Annotated in this window: 19 protein-coding genes; 7 read left to right on the forward strand and 12 right to left on the reverse strand. The window is 65.9% G+C overall.

The window, feature by feature from the left end; translation table 11 throughout:
* Positions 1 to 5: 5 nt before the first annotated feature.
* Positions 6 to 1,037 (forward strand): Gfo/Idh/MocA family protein, encoded by a 1,032-nt coding sequence (locus ACRCUN_RS15895; protein WP_462142581.1) that lies wholly within the window; start codon positions 6 to 8, stop codon positions 1,035 to 1,037.
* 81 nt (positions 1,038 to 1,118) lie between these two features.
* Here ACRCUN_RS15895 and ACRCUN_RS15900 read toward each other — a convergent pair whose 3' ends face one another.
* The 7 genes from ACRCUN_RS15900 to ACRCUN_RS15930 all read right to left on the reverse strand — a co-directional run bounded on the left by ACRCUN_RS15900 (position 1,119) and on the right by ACRCUN_RS15930 (position 7,905).
* Complete coding sequence (locus ACRCUN_RS15900; RefSeq protein ID WP_462142582.1) at positions 1,119 to 1,748, reverse strand: YoaK family protein; 630 nt, start codon at positions 1,746 to 1,748, stop codon at positions 1,119 to 1,121.
* An 81-nt stretch (positions 1,749 to 1,829) separates the two neighbouring features.
* Entirely contained in the window at positions 1,830 to 3,434 is a 1,605-nt protein-coding gene (locus ACRCUN_RS15905; RefSeq protein ID WP_462142583.1) for a gamma-glutamyltransferase family protein, read from the reverse strand.
* Between the two features lie 108 nt (positions 3,435 to 3,542).
* On the reverse strand, positions 3,543 to 4,316 hold the full coding sequence (locus ACRCUN_RS15910) for an amino acid ABC transporter ATP-binding protein (RefSeq protein ID WP_462142584.1): 774 nt from the start codon (positions 4,314 to 4,316) through the stop codon (positions 3,543 to 3,545).
* A 19-nt stretch (positions 4,317 to 4,335) separates the two neighbouring features.
* Complete coding sequence (locus ACRCUN_RS15915) at positions 4,336 to 5,124, reverse strand: amino acid ABC transporter permease (protein ID WP_462142585.1); 789 nt, start codon at positions 5,122 to 5,124, stop codon at positions 4,336 to 4,338.
* A gap of 15 nt (positions 5,125 to 5,139) precedes the next feature.
* Entirely contained in the window at positions 5,140 to 5,985 is an 846-nt protein-coding gene (locus ACRCUN_RS15920; protein WP_462142586.1) for an ABC transporter substrate-binding protein, read from the reverse strand.
* Positions 5,986 to 6,158: 173 nt separating this feature from the next.
* On the reverse strand, positions 6,159 to 6,893 hold the full coding sequence (locus tag ACRCUN_RS15925) for a TetR/AcrR family transcriptional regulator (protein WP_462142587.1): 735 nt from the start codon (positions 6,891 to 6,893) through the stop codon (positions 6,159 to 6,161).
* A 67-nt stretch (positions 6,894 to 6,960) separates the two neighbouring features.
* On the reverse strand, positions 6,961 to 7,905 hold the full coding sequence (locus tag ACRCUN_RS15930; RefSeq protein WP_462142588.1) for a LysR family transcriptional regulator: 945 nt from the start codon (positions 7,903 to 7,905) through the stop codon (positions 6,961 to 6,963).
* 116 nt (positions 7,906 to 8,021) lie between these two features.
* On the opposite strand from ACRCUN_RS15930, the gene ACRCUN_RS15935 reads away from it, so the two are divergent.
* The 3 genes from ACRCUN_RS15935 to ACRCUN_RS15945 all read left to right on the forward strand — a co-directional run bounded on the left by ACRCUN_RS15935 (position 8,022) and on the right by ACRCUN_RS15945 (position 12,617).
* Complete coding sequence (locus tag ACRCUN_RS15935) at positions 8,022 to 10,328, forward strand: FdhF/YdeP family oxidoreductase (protein ID WP_462142589.1); 2,307 nt, start codon at positions 8,022 to 8,024, stop codon at positions 10,326 to 10,328.
* Positions 10,328 to 11,161 (forward strand): formate dehydrogenase accessory sulfurtransferase FdhD, encoded by an 834-nt coding sequence (gene fdhD, locus ACRCUN_RS15940; protein WP_462142590.1) that lies wholly within the window; start codon positions 10,328 to 10,330, stop codon positions 11,159 to 11,161. Before ACRCUN_RS15935 ends, fdhD begins: the two co-directional genes overlap by 1 nt.
* 151 nt (positions 11,162 to 11,312) lie before the next feature.
* Positions 11,313 to 12,617: a nucleotide disphospho-sugar-binding domain-containing protein gene (locus tag ACRCUN_RS15945; RefSeq protein ID WP_462142591.1), complete on the forward strand. Its 1,305-nt coding sequence runs from the start codon at positions 11,313 to 11,315 to the stop codon at positions 12,615 to 12,617.
* On the opposite strand, the gene ACRCUN_RS15950 is transcribed toward ACRCUN_RS15945, so the two are convergent.
* Positions 12,542 to 14,065, reverse strand: a complete 1,524-nt coding sequence (locus ACRCUN_RS15950; protein WP_462142592.1) for an FAD-dependent monooxygenase — start codon at positions 14,063 to 14,065, stop codon at positions 12,542 to 12,544. The genes ACRCUN_RS15945 and ACRCUN_RS15950 overlap by 76 nt on opposite strands.
* Before the next feature lie 57 nt (positions 14,066 to 14,122).
* Between ACRCUN_RS15950 and ACRCUN_RS15955 the strand changes: the two genes are divergently transcribed.
* Positions 14,123 to 14,779 carry a TetR/AcrR family transcriptional regulator C-terminal domain-containing protein gene (locus ACRCUN_RS15955; RefSeq protein WP_462142593.1) on the forward strand — a complete coding sequence of 219 codons (657 nt, stop codon included), beginning with the start codon at positions 14,123 to 14,125 and terminating at the stop codon, positions 14,777 to 14,779.
* 30 nt (positions 14,780 to 14,809) lie between these two features.
* Here ACRCUN_RS15955 and clpX read toward each other — a convergent pair whose 3' ends face one another.
* Positions 14,810 to 16,090 (reverse strand): ATP-dependent Clp protease ATP-binding subunit ClpX, encoded by a 1,281-nt coding sequence (clpX, locus tag ACRCUN_RS15960; protein ID WP_462142594.1) that lies wholly within the window; start codon positions 16,088 to 16,090, stop codon positions 14,810 to 14,812.
* Between the two features lie 355 nt (positions 16,091 to 16,445).
* Here clpX and ACRCUN_RS15965 point away from each other — a divergent pair, with 355 nt between their 5' ends.
* Together ACRCUN_RS15965 and ACRCUN_RS15970 are read left to right on the forward strand one after the other, a co-directional pair.
* The gene (locus ACRCUN_RS15965) at positions 16,446 to 17,213 is read left to right on the forward strand and encodes a hypothetical protein (RefSeq protein WP_462142595.1); all 768 of its coding nucleotides are present in this window, start codon (positions 16,446 to 16,448) and stop codon (positions 17,211 to 17,213) included.
* Positions 17,214 to 17,220: 7 nt separating this feature from the next.
* Entirely contained in the window at positions 17,221 to 18,810 is a 1,590-nt protein-coding gene (locus tag ACRCUN_RS15970; RefSeq protein WP_462142596.1) for an HD domain-containing phosphohydrolase, read from the forward strand.
* Positions 18,811 to 18,856: 46 nt separating this feature from the next.
* On the opposite strand, the gene clpP2 is transcribed toward ACRCUN_RS15970, so the two are convergent.
* The 3 genes from clpP2 to tig all read right to left on the reverse strand — a co-directional run bounded on the left by clpP2 (position 18,857) and on the right by tig (position 21,620).
* Positions 18,857 to 19,504, reverse strand: a complete 648-nt coding sequence (gene clpP2, locus ACRCUN_RS15975; RefSeq protein ID WP_067847342.1) for an ATP-dependent CLP protease proteolytic subunit ClpP2 — start codon at positions 19,502 to 19,504, stop codon at positions 18,857 to 18,859.
* Positions 19,501 to 20,103, reverse strand: a complete 603-nt coding sequence (locus tag ACRCUN_RS15980; RefSeq protein WP_067847346.1) for an ATP-dependent Clp protease proteolytic subunit — start codon at positions 20,101 to 20,103, stop codon at positions 19,501 to 19,503. The genes clpP2 and ACRCUN_RS15980 overlap by 4 nt, the downstream gene beginning before the upstream one ends.
* 119 nt (positions 20,104 to 20,222) lie before the next feature.
* Complete coding sequence (tig, locus tag ACRCUN_RS15985; protein WP_462142597.1) at positions 20,223 to 21,620, reverse strand: trigger factor; 1,398 nt, start codon at positions 21,618 to 21,620, stop codon at positions 20,223 to 20,225.
* Between the last annotated feature and the right edge of the window lie 36 nt (positions 21,621 to 21,656).

A 21,656-nucleotide genomic window follows, 5' to 3' on the forward strand; every position in this document is an offset into this window, starting at 1 on the left:
GAACCATGTCTGATCTACGTGTCGCCGTGCTCGGCGTCGGCATCATGGGCGCTGATCACGTATCGCGCTTGTGCGAACGGATCTCGGGTGCCTGCGTGACGGTCGTCAACGACTTCATCACCGAGAAGGCCGAGCAGATAGCTGCCGGCATCCCGGGCTGCCGGGTGATCGGTGACCCGCTCGACGCGATCGCCGATGCCGATGTCGACGCCGTCGTCCTGGCCACGCCGGGGCCGACCCATGACAAGCAACTGCTCGCCTGCCTCGAACACCGCAAGCCGGTGTTGTGCGAGAAGCCGTTGACCACTGACGTCGAGTCCTCACTCGAAGTGGTGCGCCGGGAGGCCGAACTGGGCACCCGGCTCATCCAGGTCGGTTTCATGCGCCGCTTCGACCCCGAGTACATGCAGCTCAAAGCGCTGCTCGACGCAGGAGAATTCGGCAGGGCACTCGTGCTGCACTGTGTACACCGCAATCCGGCCGTGCCGCCGAGCTTCGACAGCTCGATGATCGTCAAGGATTCACTGGTCCACGAGGTCGACGTCACGCGGTTCCTGTTCGACGAGGAGATCACGTCTATCCAGATTCTGCGCCCGGCGGCCAATCCAGGTGCGCCCGTTGGCATTCAGGATCCCCAGATCGCGATCCTGCGAACCGAGTCGGGTAAACACGTGGATGTCGAACTTTTCGTCACCACCGGCGTCGGCTACGAGGTCCGCACCGAACTCGTCGGCGAAAAGGGCTCAGCCTTCATCGGCCTGGATGTCGGCTTGATCCGCAAGGGCGCCCCCGGCACCTGGGGCGGGCAGATCACCCCTGGGTTCCGCGAACGCTTCGGTTTGGCCTACGACATCGAGTTCCAGCGCTGGGTCGATGCGGTCAAGGCCGGTGCGACGACCGGGAACTACACCGACGGCCCGACCGCATGGGATGGCTATGCCGCGGCGGCGGTGTGCGCCGCCGGGGTCCAGTCGCTCAACACCGGTGACCGCGTCGAGGTGTCGATCGTGGACCGCGCCACCATCCCCGGCGCCTGACTCAGCTGCGCGAGCGTGCGGGTCTGCTGCTGACACGCCGAGCCTCGGGCAGCATTTTCCGCACGCTCGCGACGGCCGGTGTCAGTCCGGCAGCCAACCGCGGTGTCCGATCACTGCGACGGCAGCCGTGGCTGCGGCCGCGGCGAACACGGGGATACTGATGTGAATCTTCATCATCAGGGCGCCCGCGAGCGCGCCGCCGAAAATCGCCACGATCGCCCAGAGCCGTCGATGCGTCAGCCACGCCCATCCGGGCATGAACAGCGTTTCGCTCGCGTACGCCGTAATCGTCGAAGTGACAACCACAGTCGTCATGTCGGTGACCGCGAGTACCCGCGCGGTCGCGGCCTGAGCGCCCATCAACAGCGCGATGGTTCCGGCACACACGATGCCGGCAAAGCTCGCGCCCGAGATATTGCCGACCGCCATCGCGACACCGACCGCAGTCAGGATCACGGCGCTGCCGAGGAGAATCTTGGTGACAGCCGGCGGCCACACACCGGAATAGTGACGAAGGGTGCGGCCCGCGAGCGCCGCGCCGACGACGTACGCACAGAGCGCGAGCAGCGGGCCGACGACGGGGAGATCGTCTTCTGCCGCAACGCCCATGCCCAGGATCACGATGTTGCCGGTCATGTTTCCGGTGAAGATGCGGTCAAGGCCGAGATAGCCGACAGCATCGAGCGCTCCGGTGACGACCGTCAACGTCATCATCAACCACAGCCGCAGATGACGCTGACGCGAAACACTTTTGAGGACGATGACCGACTCCTTTCCCGACCGCGCTCTGCGCTATCTCCGCGTCTGTTCCCAGCGGTGCCGGGGATAGTTCGCGACGACGGCTGCCCCGTCCGACCGTGGGTCCGAGGCCGCGGTCATCGCGCCTTCGGCACCGATGGCGATCAGATTGGCCTGGCCCAGACTCTCCGAATGCGATGCCATTTCGACTCCCGGCAACCCGCTGCGGCTCAATGCGTCTCGCGCCGACCCGGACAGGTCCGCCTCCCAGCTCACGGTGTCGCGCGTGGTCCCGTCGTGCTGCAACCCGACGATCGCTCGCGGCGCGGCGACTGCCGACTCGACGGTCTCGCCGGCCAGCGTCCTCAGCAACAGTTGCGCGAGAATCTGCGGTTGGCCCTGGCCACCCATCGTCGCCAGAACGTGGCGTACCTTGCCCTCGTGTGTCGTCATCGCGGGCATCAGCGTGTGCACCGGACGTTTGCGAGGCGCGAGGACGTTGGGGGACGCCGGATCGAGGGAGAAGCTCGTCCCCCGGTTGTGGAACAGCACACCGGTATCCGGGTCGATCAGTCCGGAGCCGAACGCGTGATACACGCTCTGTATCAAGGAGACGGCATACCCGTCGCTGTCGGCCGCGGCGATCCCGACGGTGTCGCCGTAGGGCACGAGCGCCCGGTCGGGTTCCGCCTCGACCTCGGTGTTCACCACGTCGGGACCGATGGTCATGAGTTGTTCGGCATCGACGTCGACACAACGTGGATCGGCCAGATCCGTCGCGCGGAGTTGGTTCCCCCGCCGGAAAATCTGCATCAGTGTGCCCAGTCCCGCCCCGAGCGGATCGGTCACGCCGAGTTTGTCGATTGCATGCAGCGCGCGCAGCAGGATGAACCCGTGTGAATTCGGCGGGCTCGTCAGCACGGTGAGTCCACGAAAGCTCATCGAGATCGGATCGGTGATGTCCGGTTCGAAATCCGCGAAATCCTCACCGGTCAGCGATGACCCGCGGCTACGCAGATAGCGCACCATCCGCTCGCCGAGGGCACCCGTATAGAACCCATCCGGGCCGGACCCGCTCAACTGTGCCAACGTCTCAGCGAGCGCCGGTTGCCGGAAGTTCTCACCCGTGCCCAACGGCCTGCCTGCAGGCCGGAACACGCGGTCGAAATCCTCGGTGCCGAACAGATCGGCGTTCTCCGGGTGATTGATGTGCGCTGTCAACGACGGCGCGGCCGCAACGCCGTGTTCGGCGCAGTGCTGAGCGGGCGCCAGGGTGCGCTCCCAGGAGAGTTGGCTTCCGAGCTTGCGCAAAGCCTGCCAGCCGCGTACCGCGCCGGGAACCGTCACGGCATCGGCGCCGCGCGCGGGCAGCCAGGTGCCATGTTCCGCACGCATTGCCGCGGCGTCCGCCGCCGCACCGGACCAACCAGAGGCGTTGACGCAACGCACCACACCGTCGGGCGTGCGAACGAGCGCGATCAGATCTCCGCCAAGCGCAACGTTGTGCGGGTATACCACGGTGAGTACGGCGGCCGCCGTGATCGCTGCATCGATCGCGTTGCCGCCCTGCGCTATTGCCCGCATCCCGGCGTCGGTGGCCAGCGCGTGCGGCGTGGCCAGTGCGCCGGTGAACGACATCGGATTGGTTGATGACGGCACGGTGGACTTCTCCTTCATGGCTGACGCACAGCGACAGCCGGTGGGCCGGCAGCTGCCGGACGTCGTGAGGACCTCGGTTCGGCGCCGTTGCGCCTGCTGCTGGACTCGTCAGTGAAACGTCGACAGGAAAGCTCTCGTTCGGTCACTGCTCGGATTGGTGAAGACCATCTCTGGAGATGCGTCTTCGATGATTCGGCCGTTGTCCATGACCACGATCCGGTCGGCCACGTCGCGCGCGAAGCGCATCTCGTGGGTCACCAACACCATGGTCATGTGTTCTTTAGCCAGTTCGCGCATCACGGCGAGCACTTCGCCGACCATCTCCACATCCAGCGCACTCGTCGGCTCGTCGAACAGCATCACCTTCGGGCGCATCGCCAGTGCGCGGGCGATCGCCACGCGCTGCTGCTGGCCGCCGGACAACTGGCTCGGGCGCGCATCCGCTTTGTGGGCCAGACCGACACGGTCGAGCAGCTCCAACGCATCCTGCAGCGCCTTTTCCTTGGGGGTGCCAAGCACACGCACGGGCGCGTTCCAGACATTCTCGGCCGCCGTCATGTGCGGGAAGAGGTTGAAATGCTGGAACACAAAGCCTATTTCGCGCCGACGTCGGGCGAGCTCGGCCGTGCTGACCTTCTTGCGGTTGGTCAGGTCGCGGTGGCCGATCGGCACACCGGCGATGAGAACCTCGCCGCTGTCCAACTCCTCCAGGTGATTCAGGGACCGCAGCAGGGTGGTCTTTCCGGCACCGGATGGGCCGATCAGAACCACGACCTGGCCGCGCATCACGTCGAGCGACACGTTGTCGAGGACTCGCCTGCCGCCAAGAGTGCAGCACGCGCCGCGTACCTGGACGATGGGCTGTTCGACCGTCGAACTCATCTGAGTACTCATTCCTGTCTCACGCCTGCGGCTGTAAAGTCGCTGTATTGCTGCCTTTTCGGCCGCCGCGTAGTCGCTGTGTGATTCGCACCGGCTGGTCGATCCCCAGCTGGCGGGCAAGCCGGTTCTCGATGGCGGCCTGGATGAACGTCCAGATCGTCGTCAAGGCCAGGTAGTAGATCGCCGCGACCATGAAGATCTCGAAGGTGAAGAATGTCGCCGAGCTGATCGACTGAGTGACGAGAAACAGCTCACTGACACCGATCACGCTCAGCACCGACGTTGTCTTCATCAAGCCGTTGAACGTGTTGCCGAGCGGCGGCACCATGACCCGCAGCGATTGCGGGACGATGATCCAGCGCATAACCTTGCTGGGGCGCATACCCAGCGACGCTGCCGCCTCGAACTGCCCCTTGGGCACCGAATCCAATCCGGCGCGAACGATTTCGGCGATGTAGGCGCTCTCGTGGATCATCAGCCCGATGATGGCGGCTTGGACGGCGGCTTTGACCGAGATGCCGACGAAGCTGACGTCATGGAACTCGTAGAGACCCACGGCGGCGAGGCCGGTGTAGATCACCACCAGTTGGACCAGCAAGGGCGTGCCGCGGATGACCCAGATGTAGAAGCCGGCGAACCACCGCAACGCGGCGACATGCGAGCGCCGCATGAGGGCTATGACGAGCCCCAACACGGTTGCCAGGATCATGGCGACCACTGAGATGACGATGGTGAGAACCAGGCCGTCGAGGAACGGCTCGCTCGGCGTGAGCAGGCTCTTCCAGAAGAAATCCCAATCGAAATTCACTGTGCTGCCTGCCGGTTACTTCTGGATGCTCAGGTCGGCCTGGCCCCACTGCGCGATGATCTCGTCATAGGCGCCGCTGCCCTGCAGCTCGGTCAGCGCCTGTTGGATCGCGTCGTGGAGCGCGGTGTTGCCCTTGAGTGTCGCGGCACCGATCTTGATGGTGCCGAATGGTTCACCGGCCATCTGGATCTTGGCTCCGGTCTTGGTCTCGTAGTAACCGAGAGTTTCCGCGGTGTCCAGGAACGCGTCCACCTGGCCGTTCTGAACCTGCTGCAGTGACACCGCCGCGTTGTTGTTCCTGCTGATGTCGACGGGCTCTTTGCCTGCCGCCGTGCATTTGTCGGACTGCTCCTGCGAAAGCGCTTCGGCGGTCGTGCCGACGGCGACCATGACCTTCTTGCCGCAGAGGCTGTCGTTCATGCCCGTGATGTCGGACGCGTGGTCTTCGGCGACGGCAATTCCGGTGCCGGAGTACAGATAAGGAACGAAATCGACGACCTTCTCGCGCTCCGGCTTGATGTAGAGCTGCGCCATGATTACATCGCACTGCTTGCCCTGAAGCGTCGGGATGACAGCGGCAAAGCCGGACTGGACGAACTCGGCCTTCAGCCCGAGCTGACCGGCGAGCGCATTGGCGAGATCCACCTCGCTGCCCACCAAGTTCCCGGCCTCGTCGTGATACACCCCGGGCGGTGTCCCGTCATTGGGCGCGCACACTTTGAGCGTGCCTGCCTGCAGGATCGCGGGCGGCGCGACCTCGGGCGGGCCCGCGGACTCGGAAGGCGCGGCCGAGTCCGACGACGAACAGCCCGCAAGCACGGAGATGCAGGCAGCAGCAAGGGCGATGGTGATCTTCCTCATGGGTTCCTCCTGGGGGCGGCCGGAACTGCGAACGGGGTGCCTATCGACCGATAGGCAGCAGGCTATCGAACGATAGGCGTCTTGTATGCCGAATGGGTTAATTCATGTGTCGGCCGAGAAAAATCCGATCCGACTGGTGGGCCGCCCGGCGATTACGCCGTGAGCGCGGGCCGTCAGCGCGCCACGCGTGACGGCGCCGTCATGTCGGCGAGCCGTCGCTTCGTGGTCTCCCGCACGCCGGACAAGCCGGCGGGATCGATCAGCACTGCGCGCAGCAGGAAATCCGCCGCGTCGAGCGGGCGGCCCCGGCGCACCGGCCCGTCGGGCCCGCCTTGTTCTCTGATGGTCTCGAAGAGCACGCCGTTGAGGGCACGTTGGAAGAAGCTGGGATCGACGTCGACGAACTCCCCGCTGCGCTGACCTCCGATGATCAGGCTCTCGACCAGCGTGTGGAAAAGCTCGATGCCGTCGCGCTCATCGGCGAAACCGTCCTGCGCCAGAACGGCGTCCTGGTACAGGCCCCGGGAGTCGAAGGGCTGCGAAAGCGCGTCCTGCACGTCGAGCGCCGCGGTCAGATGCAGCTTCTCCGCCCACGTCGAATCCTCAGCGATGCGTTGCTGGAGCCGGTCGATCGATGGACCGAGGTCGAGCTCGATCAGTGTCCGGAAGATCGTCTGCTTGGCGTCGAAATGGTGGAACAGCGACGGCTGTCGAATCTGCACCGCCTCGGCGATATCGCGCGTCGAGGTGCCGAAGTACCCGCGTTGAGCGAACAGGGCCGAGGCTGCCAGGAGGATGCGGCCACGCGTCGATGACCAGTCCACCGGGGCAGGCCGCCAACCGTTTCCGTATTTCACCGAGCACCTCTCCCGGTAGCTGCGGGTATCGGCGACGCGCGGCGCCGACACCGTCCTGAACGATGATTGTGGCACGGTGTGACACCGGCATGGCCGAACGTGCCATCGTGCACCGTCACTAACCTGCCGAGTCACTCATCTGCGCCCACATGCCGTCGATGCGGGCGCCGAGATCGATGCCGGCGGCCACCTCGACCAGAGCGGCAGCCACGATGGACGCCGGTGCGCGGTCGAGCACCACAAGTCCGATCGCCGGGCGTGGGCCGTGCTGGACCATCGGCCGCGCGGCGAAGCCCTCCGGGACACCCAGCTGCGGAAGCCACGCGGTGGAAGCGATGGTCGCCCGTTGCGAATGCGCCACGTGTGCGTAGAGGGCGTCGACCGAATCCGCCTCTACCGCAGGCCGATAGACCACGCCTTCGGCGGCCATGTTGGCATCGAGGATGCGGCGATTGCGCATGGTCGGCGTCAGCACGCACAGCTCCAGGGTCGCCGCATCCGACCACGCGATCTCCGACTCGCCCATCAGCGGATGATCCGCCGGAGCCACCAGAACGTATTGCTCCCGGTACATCTCCACCAGCTTTGTGCCGGGAGGTGCTTCGTCATCGAGATACGTCAGCCCGCCATCGATCTCGAAATCCGCCAGCCGCCTTGCGATTTCCCGCGACGACAACGCCTCGATGCGCACTGACGCCGCCGGGTTGCGGAGAAGAAAATCCGCGGTGACGAACGGGCTGGCAGGCACGGCCGTCGGAATCGCGCCCAGTCGGGCGGTCACCGTCAACCGCCCCCGCATGCGGTCGATATCGGCCAGCATGTCGTCGCGTTCGGCCACGATCCGCTGCGCCCACGCGACCACTCGCCGGCCTTCCTCGGTGAATCCCTCGAAGCGGTGTCCGCGCTGAACGATGACGATGCCGAGCTCGCGCTCCAATCGGCGGATGGCGACCGACAGCGTCGGCTGGCTCACGTGACAACGCGCAGCAGCCCGCCCGAAGTGCCGCTCGGTCGCGAGCGCGAGCAAGTAGTCGAGGTGTTGTAGCAGCACATCGTTGGCCATCCGTCACCTACGCTCTCGTCGCTCAATAGAAAGCATCTATCACTGCATGTGAAATACCAATCCCCACCGCCCGCCAATGAATGCGGCCCTCGGTTCGCGACGGCTAAGTTTGGAATATGAGCCGCGGCACCGACTACCAAGCCGACTATGACGACCACGACGTCATCACCACCGGCGCCAAGGATGAGGCGGCCGGTGTCAAGGCCGTCATGGTGTCGATGGAACGTGCGCTCGAGCAGATGGGGCCGTTGCGGACGGCGGCCGCACTGACCCGGCTCAACCAGCGCCATGGCTTCGACTGCCCGGGCTGCGCGTGGCCCGAGGAACACGGTGGCCGCAAACTCGCCGAATTCTGCGAGAACGGCGCCAAGGCCGTGGCCGAGGAGGCCACCAAACGCGTCGTGACACCGGAGTTCTTCGCCCGCCATACGATCGCCGAACTCGACGCCAAACCCGAGTACTGGCTGTCGCAGCAGGGCAGGCTGACGCATCCGATGGTGCTCGCGCCGGGCGACGACCACTACCGGCCGATCTCCTGGGATGCGGCCTACCGGCTGATCGCCGACGAGCTCAACGCGCTCGGCTCACCGGATGAGGCGCTCTTCTACACCTCCGGGCGCACGAGCAATGAAGCCGCGTTTCTCTATCAGTTGTTGGTCCGTAGCTACGGCACCAACAACCTGCCGGACTGTTCGAACATGTGCCACGAGTCCTCGGGCACCGCGCTGAGCGAATCGATCGGTATCGGCAAGGGTTCGGTCACGGTCGAGGACCTCACGCTGGCCGACGTGATCCTGATCGCGGGGCAGAATCCGGGAACCAACCATCCGCGCATGCTGTCGATCCTGGAAAAGGCGAAAGCCAACGGCGCCAAGATCATCGCGGTCAATCCGTTGCCCGAGGCCGGGCTGATCCGGTTCAAGGACCCGCAGAAGGTCAACGGCGTCGTCGGGCACGGCGTGCCGATCGCCGACGAGTTCGTGCAGATCCGCATCGGCGGCGACATGGCGTTGTTCGCCGGGCTCGGCCGCATGTTGCTCGAAGCCGAGGACAAGGCCCCCGGCACCGTCGTCGACCACGACTTCGTCGCTGCACACTGCGCGGGTTTCGAGGATTACGCCGCTCAGACCCGAATGGTTGACCTGGACGTCGTCACCGAGGCCACCGGAGTCGACCGGGCGCAGATGCGGCGGGTCGCCGACATGCTCATCGCATCGCAACGCACGGTGGTGTGCTGGGCCATGGGACTGACGCAGCACACCCACGCGGTCGCCACGATCGGCGAGGCCACCAACCTGTTGTTGATGCGCGGCATGATCGGCAAGCCGGGTGCGGGCGTGTGTCCGGTGCGCGGCCACTCCAATGTGCAGGGCGACCGCACGATGGGCATCTGGGAGAAGATGCCCGAGGCGTTCCTCGCGGCCCTCGACAGCCGATTCGGCATCGCCAGCCCACGAAAGCACGGTTACGACACCGTCGACGCCATCCGCGCGATGCGCGACGGCCGCGCGAAGGTGTTCATCGGCATGGGCGGCAACTTCGTCTCGGCGACGCCCGACACCGAGGTGACTGAGGCTGCGTTGCGCAGTTGCAGTCTGACAGTGCAGATTTCGACGAAACTCAATCGAAGTCATCTCGTGCACGGCAGGACCGCGCTGATCCTGCCGACACTGGGCCGCACCGACCGCGACATCATCGACGGACGCAAGCAACAGGTGTCGGTCGAGGACTCGATGTCGATGGTGCATCTGTCCCGCGGCAGCCTGCATCCGCCCAGCGACCAATTGCGCAGCGAGGTCGCGATCGTCTGCCAACTCGCGCGCACCCTCCTCGGCCCGGATCATCCGGTGCCATGGGAGACCTTCGCCACCGACTACGACACCATTCGCGACGCGATCGCCGCCGTGGTGCCCGGCTGCACGGACTACAACACGCGGGTGCGCCAGCCCGACGGGTTCCAGCTGCCGCACCCACCGCGGGACTCCCGCGAATTCCCCACCACCACGGGCAAGGCCAATTTCGCGGTCAACCCACTGGAATGGGTCGCAGTGCCCGACGGCCGGCTGGTGCTGCAGACCCTGCGCAGCCACGATCAGTACAACACCACGATCTACGGTCTCGACGACCGTTACCGCGGTGTGAAGGGCGGTCGCCGGGTGGTGTTCGTCAACCCATCCGACATCGACCGGCTCGGGTTGCGGCCGGATGACCGGGTGGATCTGATATCGGAGTTCGACGGGCAGGAGCGCCGGGCCAAGGACTTCCTGGTTGTCCCCTACTCCACCCCGGCAGGCAACGCCGCGGCTTACTACCCCGAGACCAATCCCCTTGTGCCGCTGGACCATACCGCGAGGAAGTCGAACACCCCGGTGTCCAAGGCGGTCGTCATCAGGCTCGAACGCCGCGAGGGAAGTACACCGTAGTGGGCCGGGTGACCGCGCGCCGTCGCGCCCATCACGTCACGGCAGACCACGCCGTGGCTCGCCCGGAGACCCTCGTCGTCGAGGAGCCGCTGGAGATCCGCATCAACGGCACGCCCATCACCGTGACCATGCGCACACCCGGATCCGATGTCGAGTTGGCACAGGGCTTTCTGCTCACCGAGGGCATCATCCGGCAGCGCGACGACCTCCTGACCGTGCGGTACTGCCGGGGCGCCACCGAGGAATCCGGTGTCTCGCAGAACACCTACAACGTGCTCGACGTGACGCTGGCACCCAGCGTCCCCAAGCCCGATGTTGATGTGACCCGCAATTTCTACACCACCTCGTCCTGCGGCGTGTGCGGGAAAGCCTCGCTGGAAGCGGTCCGCCTCAGCAGCCGACACTGCCCGGGTGACGATCCCTCCACCGTATCGGCCGAGACCCTGTCGGCCATGCCCCACCAATTGCGCGATGCGCAAAAGGTTTTCGCCAGCACCGGCGGCCTCCACGGCGCGGCACTGTTCACCGTCGACGGCACCATGCTCGTCGTCCGGGAAGACATCGGCAGGCACAACGCGGTGGACAAGGTGATCGGCTGGGCGCTCGAACAAAACCGGATACCGCTGACCGACACCGTGCTGTTGGTCAGCGGCCGCGCCTCGTTCGAGCTCACGCAGAAGGCGGTCATGGCGGGCATCCCGGTGCTCGCGGCCGTCTCGGCCCCGTCGTCTCTTGCCGTGGATCTGGCCAGCCAGTCCGGCCTGACGCTCGTGGCATTCCTGCGTGGCGAGTCGATGAACGTCTACACGCGCCCCGACCGCGTGAAGCATTGAGGGGCAGGCCGCACGAGGGCTGACGCGAAAAACCACCCTCTACCTGCAATCTCCACCCGTTCTCCACGAAACCTCCAAGCTCGCCCACCCGGTGATCACCGACGATCGGATCTCGTCGGACTGCACAGATCACCGCAAAAGGGAGCCCACGATGGCGGACATTCTCATCGCCGCACTGTCACCACTCGGACATATCGGACCGCTACTGACAGTGGCGCACGGACTGGTTGATCGAGGTGACCGGGTGACCGTGCTGACATCGGCCAAGCATGCGCCCGCGATCCGGGCCACCGGAGCCACCCCGTCGGCGCTGCCCGCCGAGGCCGACCTGGACGACACGAGACTCGACGCGGACAATCCCGGCAGGGCACAGACCTCGGGCATCAAACGCGTCAACTTCGACATCATCCATTTCTTCGTTGCGCCCATGGCACACCAGGCCGCCGCGTTGACAGACCTGTTGGCGCGCAACCACTACGACGCGGTGATCGCCGACTACGGCTTCTTCGGGATCATGCCGTTCCTGCTCGGCGACCGGAGCAACCTGCCTGCGATCCTGGCCTATACGACGACGCCTTTGATGGTGAGCAGCCGCGACACCGCACCGAGCGGATTGGGGCTGCCGCCGTCGTCGACCCGGCTCGGACGCCTGCGTAACCGTAGCCTCAATCTCCTGACCCAGCGGGTTCTGCTGCGCCCGGCGCAGAACGCGGTGAAAGAGCAGCTTCACCGGATGAACTCCCGCGCCTTGCCGACCTTCGTGTTCGACGCCGCGCTTCTCGCGGACCGCCTCATCGCGCCGACGGTCCGCGAATTCGACTACCCGCGTAGCGATCTACCGGCCAACGTGTGCTACGTCGGTGCCGTGCATCCGGCCCCCAGCCATGCCTTCCAGCCGCCCGCCTGGTGGGGACAGCTCGATGCCGGCCGACCGGTCGTACATGTCACGCAAGGCACCATCGACAATGCCGACCTCAGCCGGCTCCTCGAACCGACGATCGAAGCACTGCGCTACGACGACGTCACGGTGGTCGCCACCACCGGTGGCCGTGACGTGGACCTGCTCAAAGTGGCGGTACCATCCAACACCTTTGTCGCTGAATACATCCCACACGACGTGTTGTTGCCGAAGGTCGACGTGATGGTGACCAACGGCGGCTACGGCGCGGTCCAGCGCGCATTGTCGACCGGGGTCCCGCTGGTGGTGGCCGGCAACACCGAAGACAAGCCCGAGGTCGCCGCGCGCGTGGCCTGGACGGGTGCGGGCATCAATCTGCGCACCGGCACCCCGTCGCCCGATGTCATCCGGCGCGCGGTTCGCGACGTTCTCGCCGACAACCGCTATCGGGACCGTGCGCGTGGGCTCGAAGCGGCGTTCGCTCAGCGAGACGGTGTGGCCGAGATCGGCGTACTCGTCGACGAGGTCATCGCCGAACGGCAGCCCGTTGCGACATGAGTTGCCCCGATCCGTTCTGCCGCCCGGTCCAATCCCCTGTCCGTCCCGTCCACCGACACCCAGGCGACGTGCCCGTCGGGCCGCACCAGCACCGCGGGCGGGATCGACACGCGACCGAAGAGCGGCACGCGCCAACTCGCGCCGATGGGCTCGGCCTCGACCGCGTCGCGGCCGAGCCCCGCACCGAAGTCGATGAGGACTGGCCGCGCTTCGTGCAGCAGCTCGTAGAGTCGGCTCAGCGCGCCGCCGATTCTGATGTCGCAGTCCGGGATTCGCCGCCCGACCAGCACGTGGTCGACGGCGGACCCATAACTGACATCCAGGCCTGAGATCTCGGCGCCGATGCGCTCGTTGACCGCGTCGATATCGAGTAGCCCGCGGAACGTCTCGCGCATCGCGGTCACATTGGCGCCACCGGCCAGCAGCGCGGATTGCGCTCTGGTGTTCTCCAGGACGCGCTGCGCCACCGGATGACGCTCATGGTGGTAGGTGTCGAGCAGTTCCGGGCTTGCCTCGCCCCGAATGACCGCGGCCAGCTTCCATCCGAGGTTTGCCGCGTCCTGGATACCGAGATTCATGCCCTGCCCGCCAAGCGGTGGATGGATGTGCGCGGCGTCGCCGGCGAGGAACACGCGTCCGGAGCGGTAGTTTCTGGCTTGGCGCGACACGTCGGCGAACCGTGACAACCATACCGGCGAGTGGATCCCGAAATCCTTGCCCGCCACCGCGTTCAGTGCTGCGCGCAGATGGTCGAGGGTGAGCTCCGAATTCGGTTCGGACGGTTCGTATTCGGTCACCATGACGCGCTGCCAGGTTTCGCCCGACAACTGGCCGAATGGCAGGAACGTGAACACGCCTGCCGCCGTGCGCTCCAGGAAGGTCCGCCCGGTCGGTGGGTCACTGACCTCGACGTCGCCGAGCAGCGTGACGAACTGTGCATCGGTGCCCTCGAACGGGATTGCAGTCAAGCCTCGCACCGCGCTGCGGCTGCCGTCACATCCGACGACGTAGTCCGCGCGTCGCGTATGCGGGCCGTGCGGCCCGGTGGTGGTGACGACGGCGCCCGCTGCGTCCTGCTCCAGCCCGGTCACCTCAACGCCCCACTGCACGGCGACGCCGAGCTCGGCCGCGAACTGCTCCAGCACGCTTTCGGTCTGGGTCTGCATGATGGCCAGCGTGTAGCCCCGCCGGGTCGGCAACGCCGACATGTCGAGCCGTATCCCGGAGAAGTGGCCGGCATCCATCGGTGTGCCGAGGGCTTCGAACGCGTCCAGCATGCCGCGCTGGTCGAAAACCTCCATGGTGCGTGCGTTGACGCCGGCTGCGCGCGACGTGCCAGGCCGCTCGTGAGCTCGGTCGACGAGCTCGACCGACACGCCGCCACGCGCCAGCTCACCGGCCAGCATCAATCCCGTCGGCCCCGCTCCGACCACGATCACATCCGCCATTTCCAACCTTCCTCTAACACTGTTAGAGAAAACTCTAACAGTGTTAGGGTGCATCGTGTGGCGCCCAAACTGAACCGCGAGCTCATCGCACGAACGGGACTCGAACTGCTCGGCGAGCACGGGCTCGACGGGTTGTCGATGCGCATCCTGGCGACCGCCCTCGGTATCCAGGCACCCACGCTGTACTGGCATGTGAAGAACAAGCGGGAACTGCTCGACATGATGGCCGACGTCATCGCACGCGAGATCTGCGATCGGCTCAGACCGCGCAGGCCCGGCGAAACGGCACACGACTGGCTGGGCGAGGTGGCGAGGGCGATCCGGGCCGCGATGCTGGCCTACCGCGACGGTGCCAGGGTGTTCGTCGGCTCGGTGACACCGTCGGCCCGGCCCGCCAATGAGTTGGCGCTCAACGAATTGCAGGCCGCCGGCTTCAGTCTGGACACCGCCGCGCGGGCCGTGCTGACGCTGGTGCACTACGTGACCGGCAGCACGATCGAGGAGCAGGCTCGCAGCGGCGTCGACTACGAAGACAACCCGTACAGCAATGCGTACGTGCTGAATCTCGAGCAATTTCCCCTCGGCGCCCAAGTCCGGGAGGTGCTGTTCAATCCCGATGCCGACGCGTCGTTCGAAGCGGGGCTGACGGTCGTGCTGGCCGGGATCAGTGCGACGTCAGAAGCGCGACCAGACGGCAAGAAGCCCCCGCGATAGTCCATCCCGGGGGCTTCTTGGAAATGAGTCTCAGGCGCTCTTGTCGCGCCGCTCCGTGCGAGAAGGCTTGCGCGGCACAATGGTCGGCAACACGTTGTCCTGCACGGTCTCCTTGGTCACGACGACCTTGGCGACGTCGTCGCGGCTCGGGATGTCGTACATCACCGGCAACAGGACTTCCTCCATGATCGCGCGCAGGCCGCGGGCGCCGGTGCCACGGTGAATGGCCTGATCGGCGATGGCCTCGAGCGCGTCACCGGTGAACTCCAGTTCAACGCCGTCCATCTCGAACAGCCGCACGTACTGCTTGACGAGGGCGTTCTTGGGCTCCGAGAGGATCTTGACCAGCGACTCCTTGTCGAGGTTGGTCACCGAGGCCACGACGGGGAGCCGGCCGATGAACTCGGGAATCAGACCGAACTTGATCAGATCCTCGGGCATCACCTCGGCGAAGTGGTCCTGGGTGTCGATCTCGGCCTTGGACCGAACCTCGGCACCGAAGCCAAGACCACGCTTGCCGACGCGGTCGGAGACGATCTTCTCCAGCCCCGCGAACGCACCCGCGACGATGAACAACACGTTGGTGGTGTCGATCTGGATGAACTCCTGATGCGGATGCTTGCGCCCGCCCTGCGGCGGCACCGAAGCCTGTGTGCCCTCAAGGATCTTCAGCAGCGCCTGCTGCACGCCCTCGCCCGACACGTCGCGCGTGATCGACGGGTTCTCGCTCTTGCGGGCGATCTTGTCGACCTCGTCGATGTAGATGATGCCCGTCTCGGCGCGCTTGACGTCATAGTCGGCGGCCTGGATGAGCTTGAGCAGAATGTTCTCGACGTCCTCACCGACATAGCCGGCCTCGGTCAGCGCAGTCGCGTCGGCGATCGCGAACGGGACGTTGAGCATCTTGGCGAGCGTCTGCGCCAGGTACGTCTTACCGCAACCGGTGGGACCGAGCATCAAGATGTTGGACTTGGTCAGCTCGACGGGCTCCGACCGGGAGTCGCGGGACTTCTCCCCCGCCTGAATCCGCTTGTAGTGGTTGTAGACCGCTACCGCGAGCGTCCGCTTCGCCGTGTCCTGACCGATGACGTAACCCTCGAGGAACTCGCGGATCTCCGCGGGTTTGGGCAACTCGTCGAGTTTGACGTCGTCGGCGTCGGCGAGCTCCTCCTCGATGATCTCGTTGCACAGGTCGATGCACTCGTCGCAGATATATACGCCCGGACCCGCGATGAGCTTTTTGACTTGCTTCTGGCTCTTCCCACAGAACGAGCACTTCAGCAGGTCACCACCGTCTCCAATGCGCGCCATGTGGGGAGGTCCTACTTCCTGTTCGCGGTCGGTCGTTACGCCACTCGGTGGGTCACCCCGGGCGTAAACCCGACGCTACCCGTTCGTTCCGTCACGGTGCGACCTTAAGGCCGAATCGCTCCGGTGGTATTTATCCGTGTGCAGGAGAACATATCGCTCCCGGTGGCATCCCACCCGTCGGCACGCTGTCTGTGTCCTTGGCGTGTCGCCACGGTGATGCGACGGAAGTCAAATCACGGCGTCCGATCCGTGGTGTTCGCCGGCAACCACGATACCGTGCGCCGGGAAACCAGCGGTCGCTGATTTGAGGCAAACGCCCCATGCCCTGCGCGAACACCGGGAGCAGCGTGGGGGCATGACCAAATCACGTACCCCGTTGGACGCCGCAACCGCCGTCCTGTCCGACCCGACGCTGCCTTCCGGGGCCGACGAACGATTCGTCGGCTTCGGTGTCATGGGCTTTCCCTTCGCCAGCGGCCACTATCTGGCATTGCGCTACTTTCCGGCGACCACGTTCTCGCCGGGCTATCGATCGGTGTGGCACCGCAGCCCCGACGGCGTCTGGACGTTCTATGCCACCACGCCGGGCCAGCAGAGCTGCGCCAGGTACTTCAGTTCGGCCACCCCGAACGACGCGGTGCAGTGCGAGATCGATGTCGCGTGGGTGAATCCGTGGACGCTGTACGTCGGCATCGCGGGATTGCTGGACTGGACTGTCGACATCCGTTCGACCGCATCGACACGCCTGGTCAGTGCCGTCGGTAGAGCGCTGCCGACCCGATCGTGGACCAACCCGACAATGCTCGGCATCATCGGCCGCACCGCAGGAACCCTGCTGCGCGCGGGCACCGTCCAACTGGCAGGCACGGCCCCCAACGGCCAGCGCTTCATGATCGCTCCCACTCAGGTGTGGTTGGCAGACGGGCGGGCGACGGTGGACGGCACCGATCTGGGCCGGCCCGGCCCCCTTGCCAAGCAGGCCGTCCTGGCGGACTTCCGGCCGCCGCAGCGCGGGATATTCGTGGTCGGTTCGGGACACTTCGACACGTTCGACGCGACCCGCCACCGCGCCGCCGACCGCACCGTACTGTTCGACGGATCGACTTCCGGCCTAGGCGCATAATCAGCGAATGGCTTCGCAGCCGGCTCCGGCCGAGCCGTCGACCGAGTCACCGAGCCGAGCCGAACTGCTGGCGGCCCTGTCGGTGGCGGTCGACCTCGGCCTTGGCCAACCCAGCGAGCACATGCTGCGTTCGGCGCTGATCGCGACCAGGCTGGCCGACCGCCTCGGTCTGGACAGGCTGCAGCGCGACACCGTGTACTACACGACGCTGATCATGTGGATCGGATGTCATGCCGATTCCCACGAATACGCGCGGTGGTTCGGCGACGACATCGCGGTGCGCCACGACAGCTACCGCGTCGACGCGTCCGGCCTGCCGTTCCTGCGCTTCCTGATCAGCAATGTCGCCCGTGGCGAACCGCTGGCGCACCGGCTCAGCGTGATGGCGACGCTGTTCGTCGACGCGCGCGGTCAGCTGTCGCGGATGATCCATTCGCACTGCACGTCGGCGGCTCTGCTGGCCGATCGGATGGGCCTCGGACCCGACGTGCAGGCTGCCCTGGCGTACACATTCGAGCGCTACGACGGCGGCGGCATGCCTGCCGGAGCGCGCGGAGACGACATTCCGATCCAGATGCGCGTCGCCCAACTCGCCGAACTGGCCGAAGTCCACCACCGCACCGGCGGGGTCGCAGGTGCGGTAGCGCTCGCGCGCGGCCGGCGCGCGGGTCAGTTCGACCCGCGCGTGGTCGACGTGTTCGTGCGCCATGCGGATGCGATCCTGGCAGGCCCTTCGACGGGCGACGCGTGGGCGGCCGCCCTGCAGGAGGCACCGGATCGCCACGAGAATCTTGATGAGCAGGGCCTGGATGCATTGCTCATGGCGCTCGGCAATTTCGTCGACCTCAAGTGCCCGTTCACGCTGGGCCACTCCCGCGCCGTGGCCGCGCTGGCCGCCCAGTCGGCCAGGGTTGCCGGGCTCGACGCCGACACCGTGGCGTTAACCCGGCGGGCCGGCCACGTCCACGATCTCGGCCGAATCGGGGTATCGAACCAAATCTGGTCCAAGGCAGGGCCGTTGACGGCGGCGGAGTTCGAACGCGTCCGGCTACACCCCTATCTCACGGTGCGGATCCTGAGCCGGGTCCGCGGGCTGCAACCCGTGGCTCAGCTCGCAGGCAACCACCACGAGCGCCTCGACGGATCCGGGTATCCGCGCGGTCTCACCGAGAGTGCGCTCGGCCTGCCCGACCGGATACTGGCGGCGGCGGTCTGCTACCAATCCGGTTGTGAGCCAAGGCCCTACCGCCCACGGCTGACACCGGCAGCGGCAGCGCGCCGGTTACGGGAGCAAGTCACGGCAGGCGAACTCGACGCGGTCGCGGTCGAGGCGGTGTTGCACGCGGCCGGACAGCGCGCCGATCGGCCGAAAGTGCGGCCCGACGGCCTGACTCCGCGTGAGGTCGACGTGCTGCGCCTCGTGGCGCGCGGCGCATCGAACAAGGAGATCGCGCAGTCACTGGTGATCAGCCAGAAGACGGCACGCAATCACGTCGAGCGCACCTACGCCAAGATCGGGGTGTCCAACCGCATCGGCGCCAGCATGTACGCGTTGCGCCACGGTCTCGTGAATCCCGATGGGCCACAACACAACTGACACGGCCCCCGGATGAACCGGGGGCCGTGTCAGTTGTACGTCGAACTCAGGCGGTCTGCGCCGACAGCTTGCGGTACTCCAGCACCGTGTCGATGATCCCGTACTCCTTGGCCTCTTCGGCCGTCAGGATCTTGTCGCGGTCGGTGTCCTTGCGGATGACGGCCGGGTCCTTGCCGGTGTGGCGGGCCAGGGTGGTCTCCATCAGCGTGCGCATGCGCTCGATCTCGGCGGCCTGAATCTCCAGATCGGAGAACTGGCCCTGGATCACGCCGGACAGCGCGGGCTGGTGGATCAGCACCCGGGCGTTCGGCAGCGCGAGGCGCTTACCCGGCGTGCCTGCGGCCAGCAGCACCGCGGCGGCCGAGGCGGCCTGCCCAAGGCACACGGTCTGGATGTCGGCACGCACGTACTGCATGGTGTCGTAGATGGCCATCAGCGAGGTGAACGAGCCACCAGGCGAATTGATGTACATCGTGATGTCACGGTCGGGATCGAGCGACTCGAGCACGAGCAGCTGAGCCATGATGTCGTTGGCCGACGCGTCGTCCACCTGCACGCCGAGGAAGATGATGCGTTCCTCGAACAGCTTGTTGTACGGGTTGGACTCCTTGACGCCGAAGCTCGAATGCTCGATGAACGACGGCAGGATGTAGCGCGCCTGCGGCTGAAGACGGGGGTCCGTGTGGTCGGTCATTTGTCGAGTCCTGCTCCTGGCCCTGAGCCGTTGACGTTGGCGTTGGTGATGATGTGATCGACGAAGCCGTACTCGAGGGCTTCCTGCGCGGTGAACCAGCGGTCGCGGTCGGAGTCGGCCTCGATGCGCTCGATGGTCTGCCCGGTGAATTCCGCGTTGAGGCGGAACATCTCCTTCTTGATCACCGCGAACTGCTCGGCCTGGATCGCGATGTCGGCCGCGCTACCCGTCACACCGCCGAGCGGCTGGTGCATCAGGATGCGCGCATGGGGCAGGGCGTACCGCTTGCCCTTGGTGCCCGCCGCGAGCAGGAACTCGCCCATCGACGCGGCCATGCCCATGGCGTAGGTGGCGATGTCGCACGGCGCCAACACCATGGTGTCGTAGATCGCCATACCCGCGCTGATCGAACCGCCGGGCGAGTTGATGTAGAGGTGGATGTCCTTGGTCGGATCCTCCGCCGACAGCAACAGGATCTGCGCGCACAGCCGGTTGGCGATGTCGTCGTCCACTTGGGAACCCAGGAAGATGATCCGCTCGGAGAGCAGCCGCTCGTACACCGAGTCGACAAGGTTGAGCCCCTGTCCGGCGCCACGCATGTCAGTCACGACTGGATACCTGCTTTCTTCTACGTCTTTTGTAAACGCATTGGTACTGACGACACTAACCAACCTGGGCCGCCGCGCATGCCCGTAGAGGCCCGCGTTCGCTCACAGCGTCACTTGGCGGTGTCGTCGGCCTCGTCGGCGGTCTCGCTGTCGGCGTCCTCGGCGGCGCCCTCAGCGGCCTGCTCACCCGACGGCCCGAAGAACTCCGTGGTGTCGATCACGTTGCCGTCGGTGTCGGTGACGGTTGCGGCGTGCACCACGGCGGCGATGGTCAGGCCACGGCGCACGTCGGCGAACATCGCCGGGAGCTGGTTGTTCTGCTGCAGGATCTGGATCAGCTGCTGCGGCTCAAGGCCGTACTGGCGCGACATCAGCACGAGCCGCTCGGTGAGGTCGTTCTGGCCGACCTGGATGTCGAGCTTGTCGGCGACGGCGTCCATCAGCAGCTGGGTCTTGACGGCCTTCTCGGCGTTGCCGCGGTTGTCGGTGTCGAACTCCTCGCGGCTGCTGCCCTGTTCGGTCAGCTGCTCGGCGAACTTGTCCTCGTCGTGGTCGAGCCCGTGGATCGCGTTGTGCAGGGTCTCGTCGATCTGAGCCTGAACGATCTTCTCCGGCAGCGGAACCTCGGTCTGCTCCAGCAGCGCCTCGATTGCCTTGTCGCGGATCTGCTCGGCCTGCTGCACGCTCTTCACGCGGCGCACCTGATCGGTGAGGCTGTTCTTCAACTCGTCGATCGTGTCGAATTCGCTTGCCAGCTGGGCGAAGTCGTCGTCGGGCTCAGGAAGCTCGCGCTCCTTGACGGACTTGACGGTCACCGTGACCTCGGCATCCTGACCGGCGTACTCACCGGCGGCGAGCTTGGTGGTGAAGACCTTGGACTCGCCTGCCTTCAAACCCGTGATGGCGTCGTCGAGGCCCTCGATGAGCTGACCGGAACCGACCTCGTGCGACAGACCCTCGGTGGCGGCCTCGGGCACCTCGTTGCCGTCGACGGTGGCCGACAGGTCGATCGAGACGAAGTCACCCTCCTGCGCGCCGCGCTCGACACCGGTCAGGGTGCCGAACCGGGCCCGCAGGTTCTGCAGCTCGGTGTCGACCTCCTCGTCGGTCACCTCGATCGGGTCGACCGTGATCTTCAGCGCCTCCAGATCGGGCAGCGTGATCTCGGGACGAACGTCGACCTCGGCGGTGAACACCAGCTCCTCGTTGTCCTCGAGCTTGGTGATCTCGATCTCAGGCTGGCCGAGCGGCTTGACGTCCTGGGTCGAGACGGCCTCGCTGTAGCGGGCCGGCAGCGCGTCGTTGACGACCTGCTCCAGCACGGCGCCGCGGCCGATGCGGGCCTCCAGCAGCTTGCGCGGAGCCTTGCCTGGGCGGAACCCGGGCAGCCGGACCTGCTTGGCGAGCTCCTTGAAAGCGCGGTCGAAGTCCGGCTCAAGCTCGGTGAAGGGCACCTCCACATTGATGCGCACCCGCGTGGGGCTCAACTGCTCGACCGTGCTCTTCACTCTTCTTGCTCCTAGATAGTTCTGTCGTACTGACGG

The sequence above is a fragment of the Mycobacterium venezuelense genome (assembly GCF_054919535.1).

Bases quoted from the DNA above. Each gene is read 5' to 3' on its own strand.
- ACRCUN_RS15945 (WP_462142591.1), top strand. From the start codon at position 11,313: ATGGCGGACATTCTCATCGCCGCACTGTCACCACTCGGACATATCGGA.
- ACRCUN_RS15920 (WP_462142586.1), bottom strand. From the start codon at position 5,985: ATGAGGAAGATCACCATCGCCCTTGCTGCTGCCTGCATCTCCGTGCTT.
- ACRCUN_RS15965 (WP_462142595.1), top strand. From the start codon at position 16,446: ATGACCAAATCACGTACCCCGTTGGACGCCGCAACCGCCGTCCTGTCC.
- ACRCUN_RS15950 (WP_462142592.1), bottom strand. From the start codon at position 14,065: ATGGCGGATGTGATCGTGGTCGGAGCGGGGCCGACGGGATTGATGCTG.
- ACRCUN_RS15930 (WP_462142588.1), bottom strand. From the start codon at position 7,905: ATGGCCAACGATGTGCTGCTACAACACCTCGACTACTTGCTCGCGCTC.
- clpX (WP_462142594.1), bottom strand. From the start codon at position 16,090: ATGGCGCGCATTGGAGACGGTGGTGACCTGCTGAAGTGCTCGTTCTGT.
- clpP2 (WP_067847342.1), bottom strand. From the start codon at position 19,504: ATGACCGACCACACGGACCCCCGTCTTCAGCCGCAGGCGCGCTACATC.
- ACRCUN_RS15900 (WP_462142582.1), bottom strand. From the start codon at position 1,748: ATGACGTTGACGGTCGTCACCGGAGCGCTCGATGCTGTCGGCTATCTC.
- ACRCUN_RS15935 (WP_462142589.1), top strand. From the start codon at position 8,022: ATGAGCCGCGGCACCGACTACCAAGCCGACTATGACGACCACGACGTC.
- ACRCUN_RS15970 (WP_462142596.1), top strand. From the start codon at position 17,221: ATGGCTTCGCAGCCGGCTCCGGCCGAGCCGTCGACCGAGTCACCGAGC.
- ACRCUN_RS15910 (WP_462142584.1), bottom strand. From the start codon at position 4,316: ATGAGTTCGACGGTCGAACAGCCCATCGTCCAGGTACGCGGCGCGTGC.
- ACRCUN_RS15895 (WP_462142581.1), top strand. From the start codon at position 6: ATGTCTGATCTACGTGTCGCCGTGCTCGGCGTCGGCATCATGGGCGCT.
- ACRCUN_RS15980 (WP_067847346.1), bottom strand. From the start codon at position 20,103: ATGCGTGGCGCCGGACAGGGGCTCAACCTTGTCGACTCGGTGTACGAG.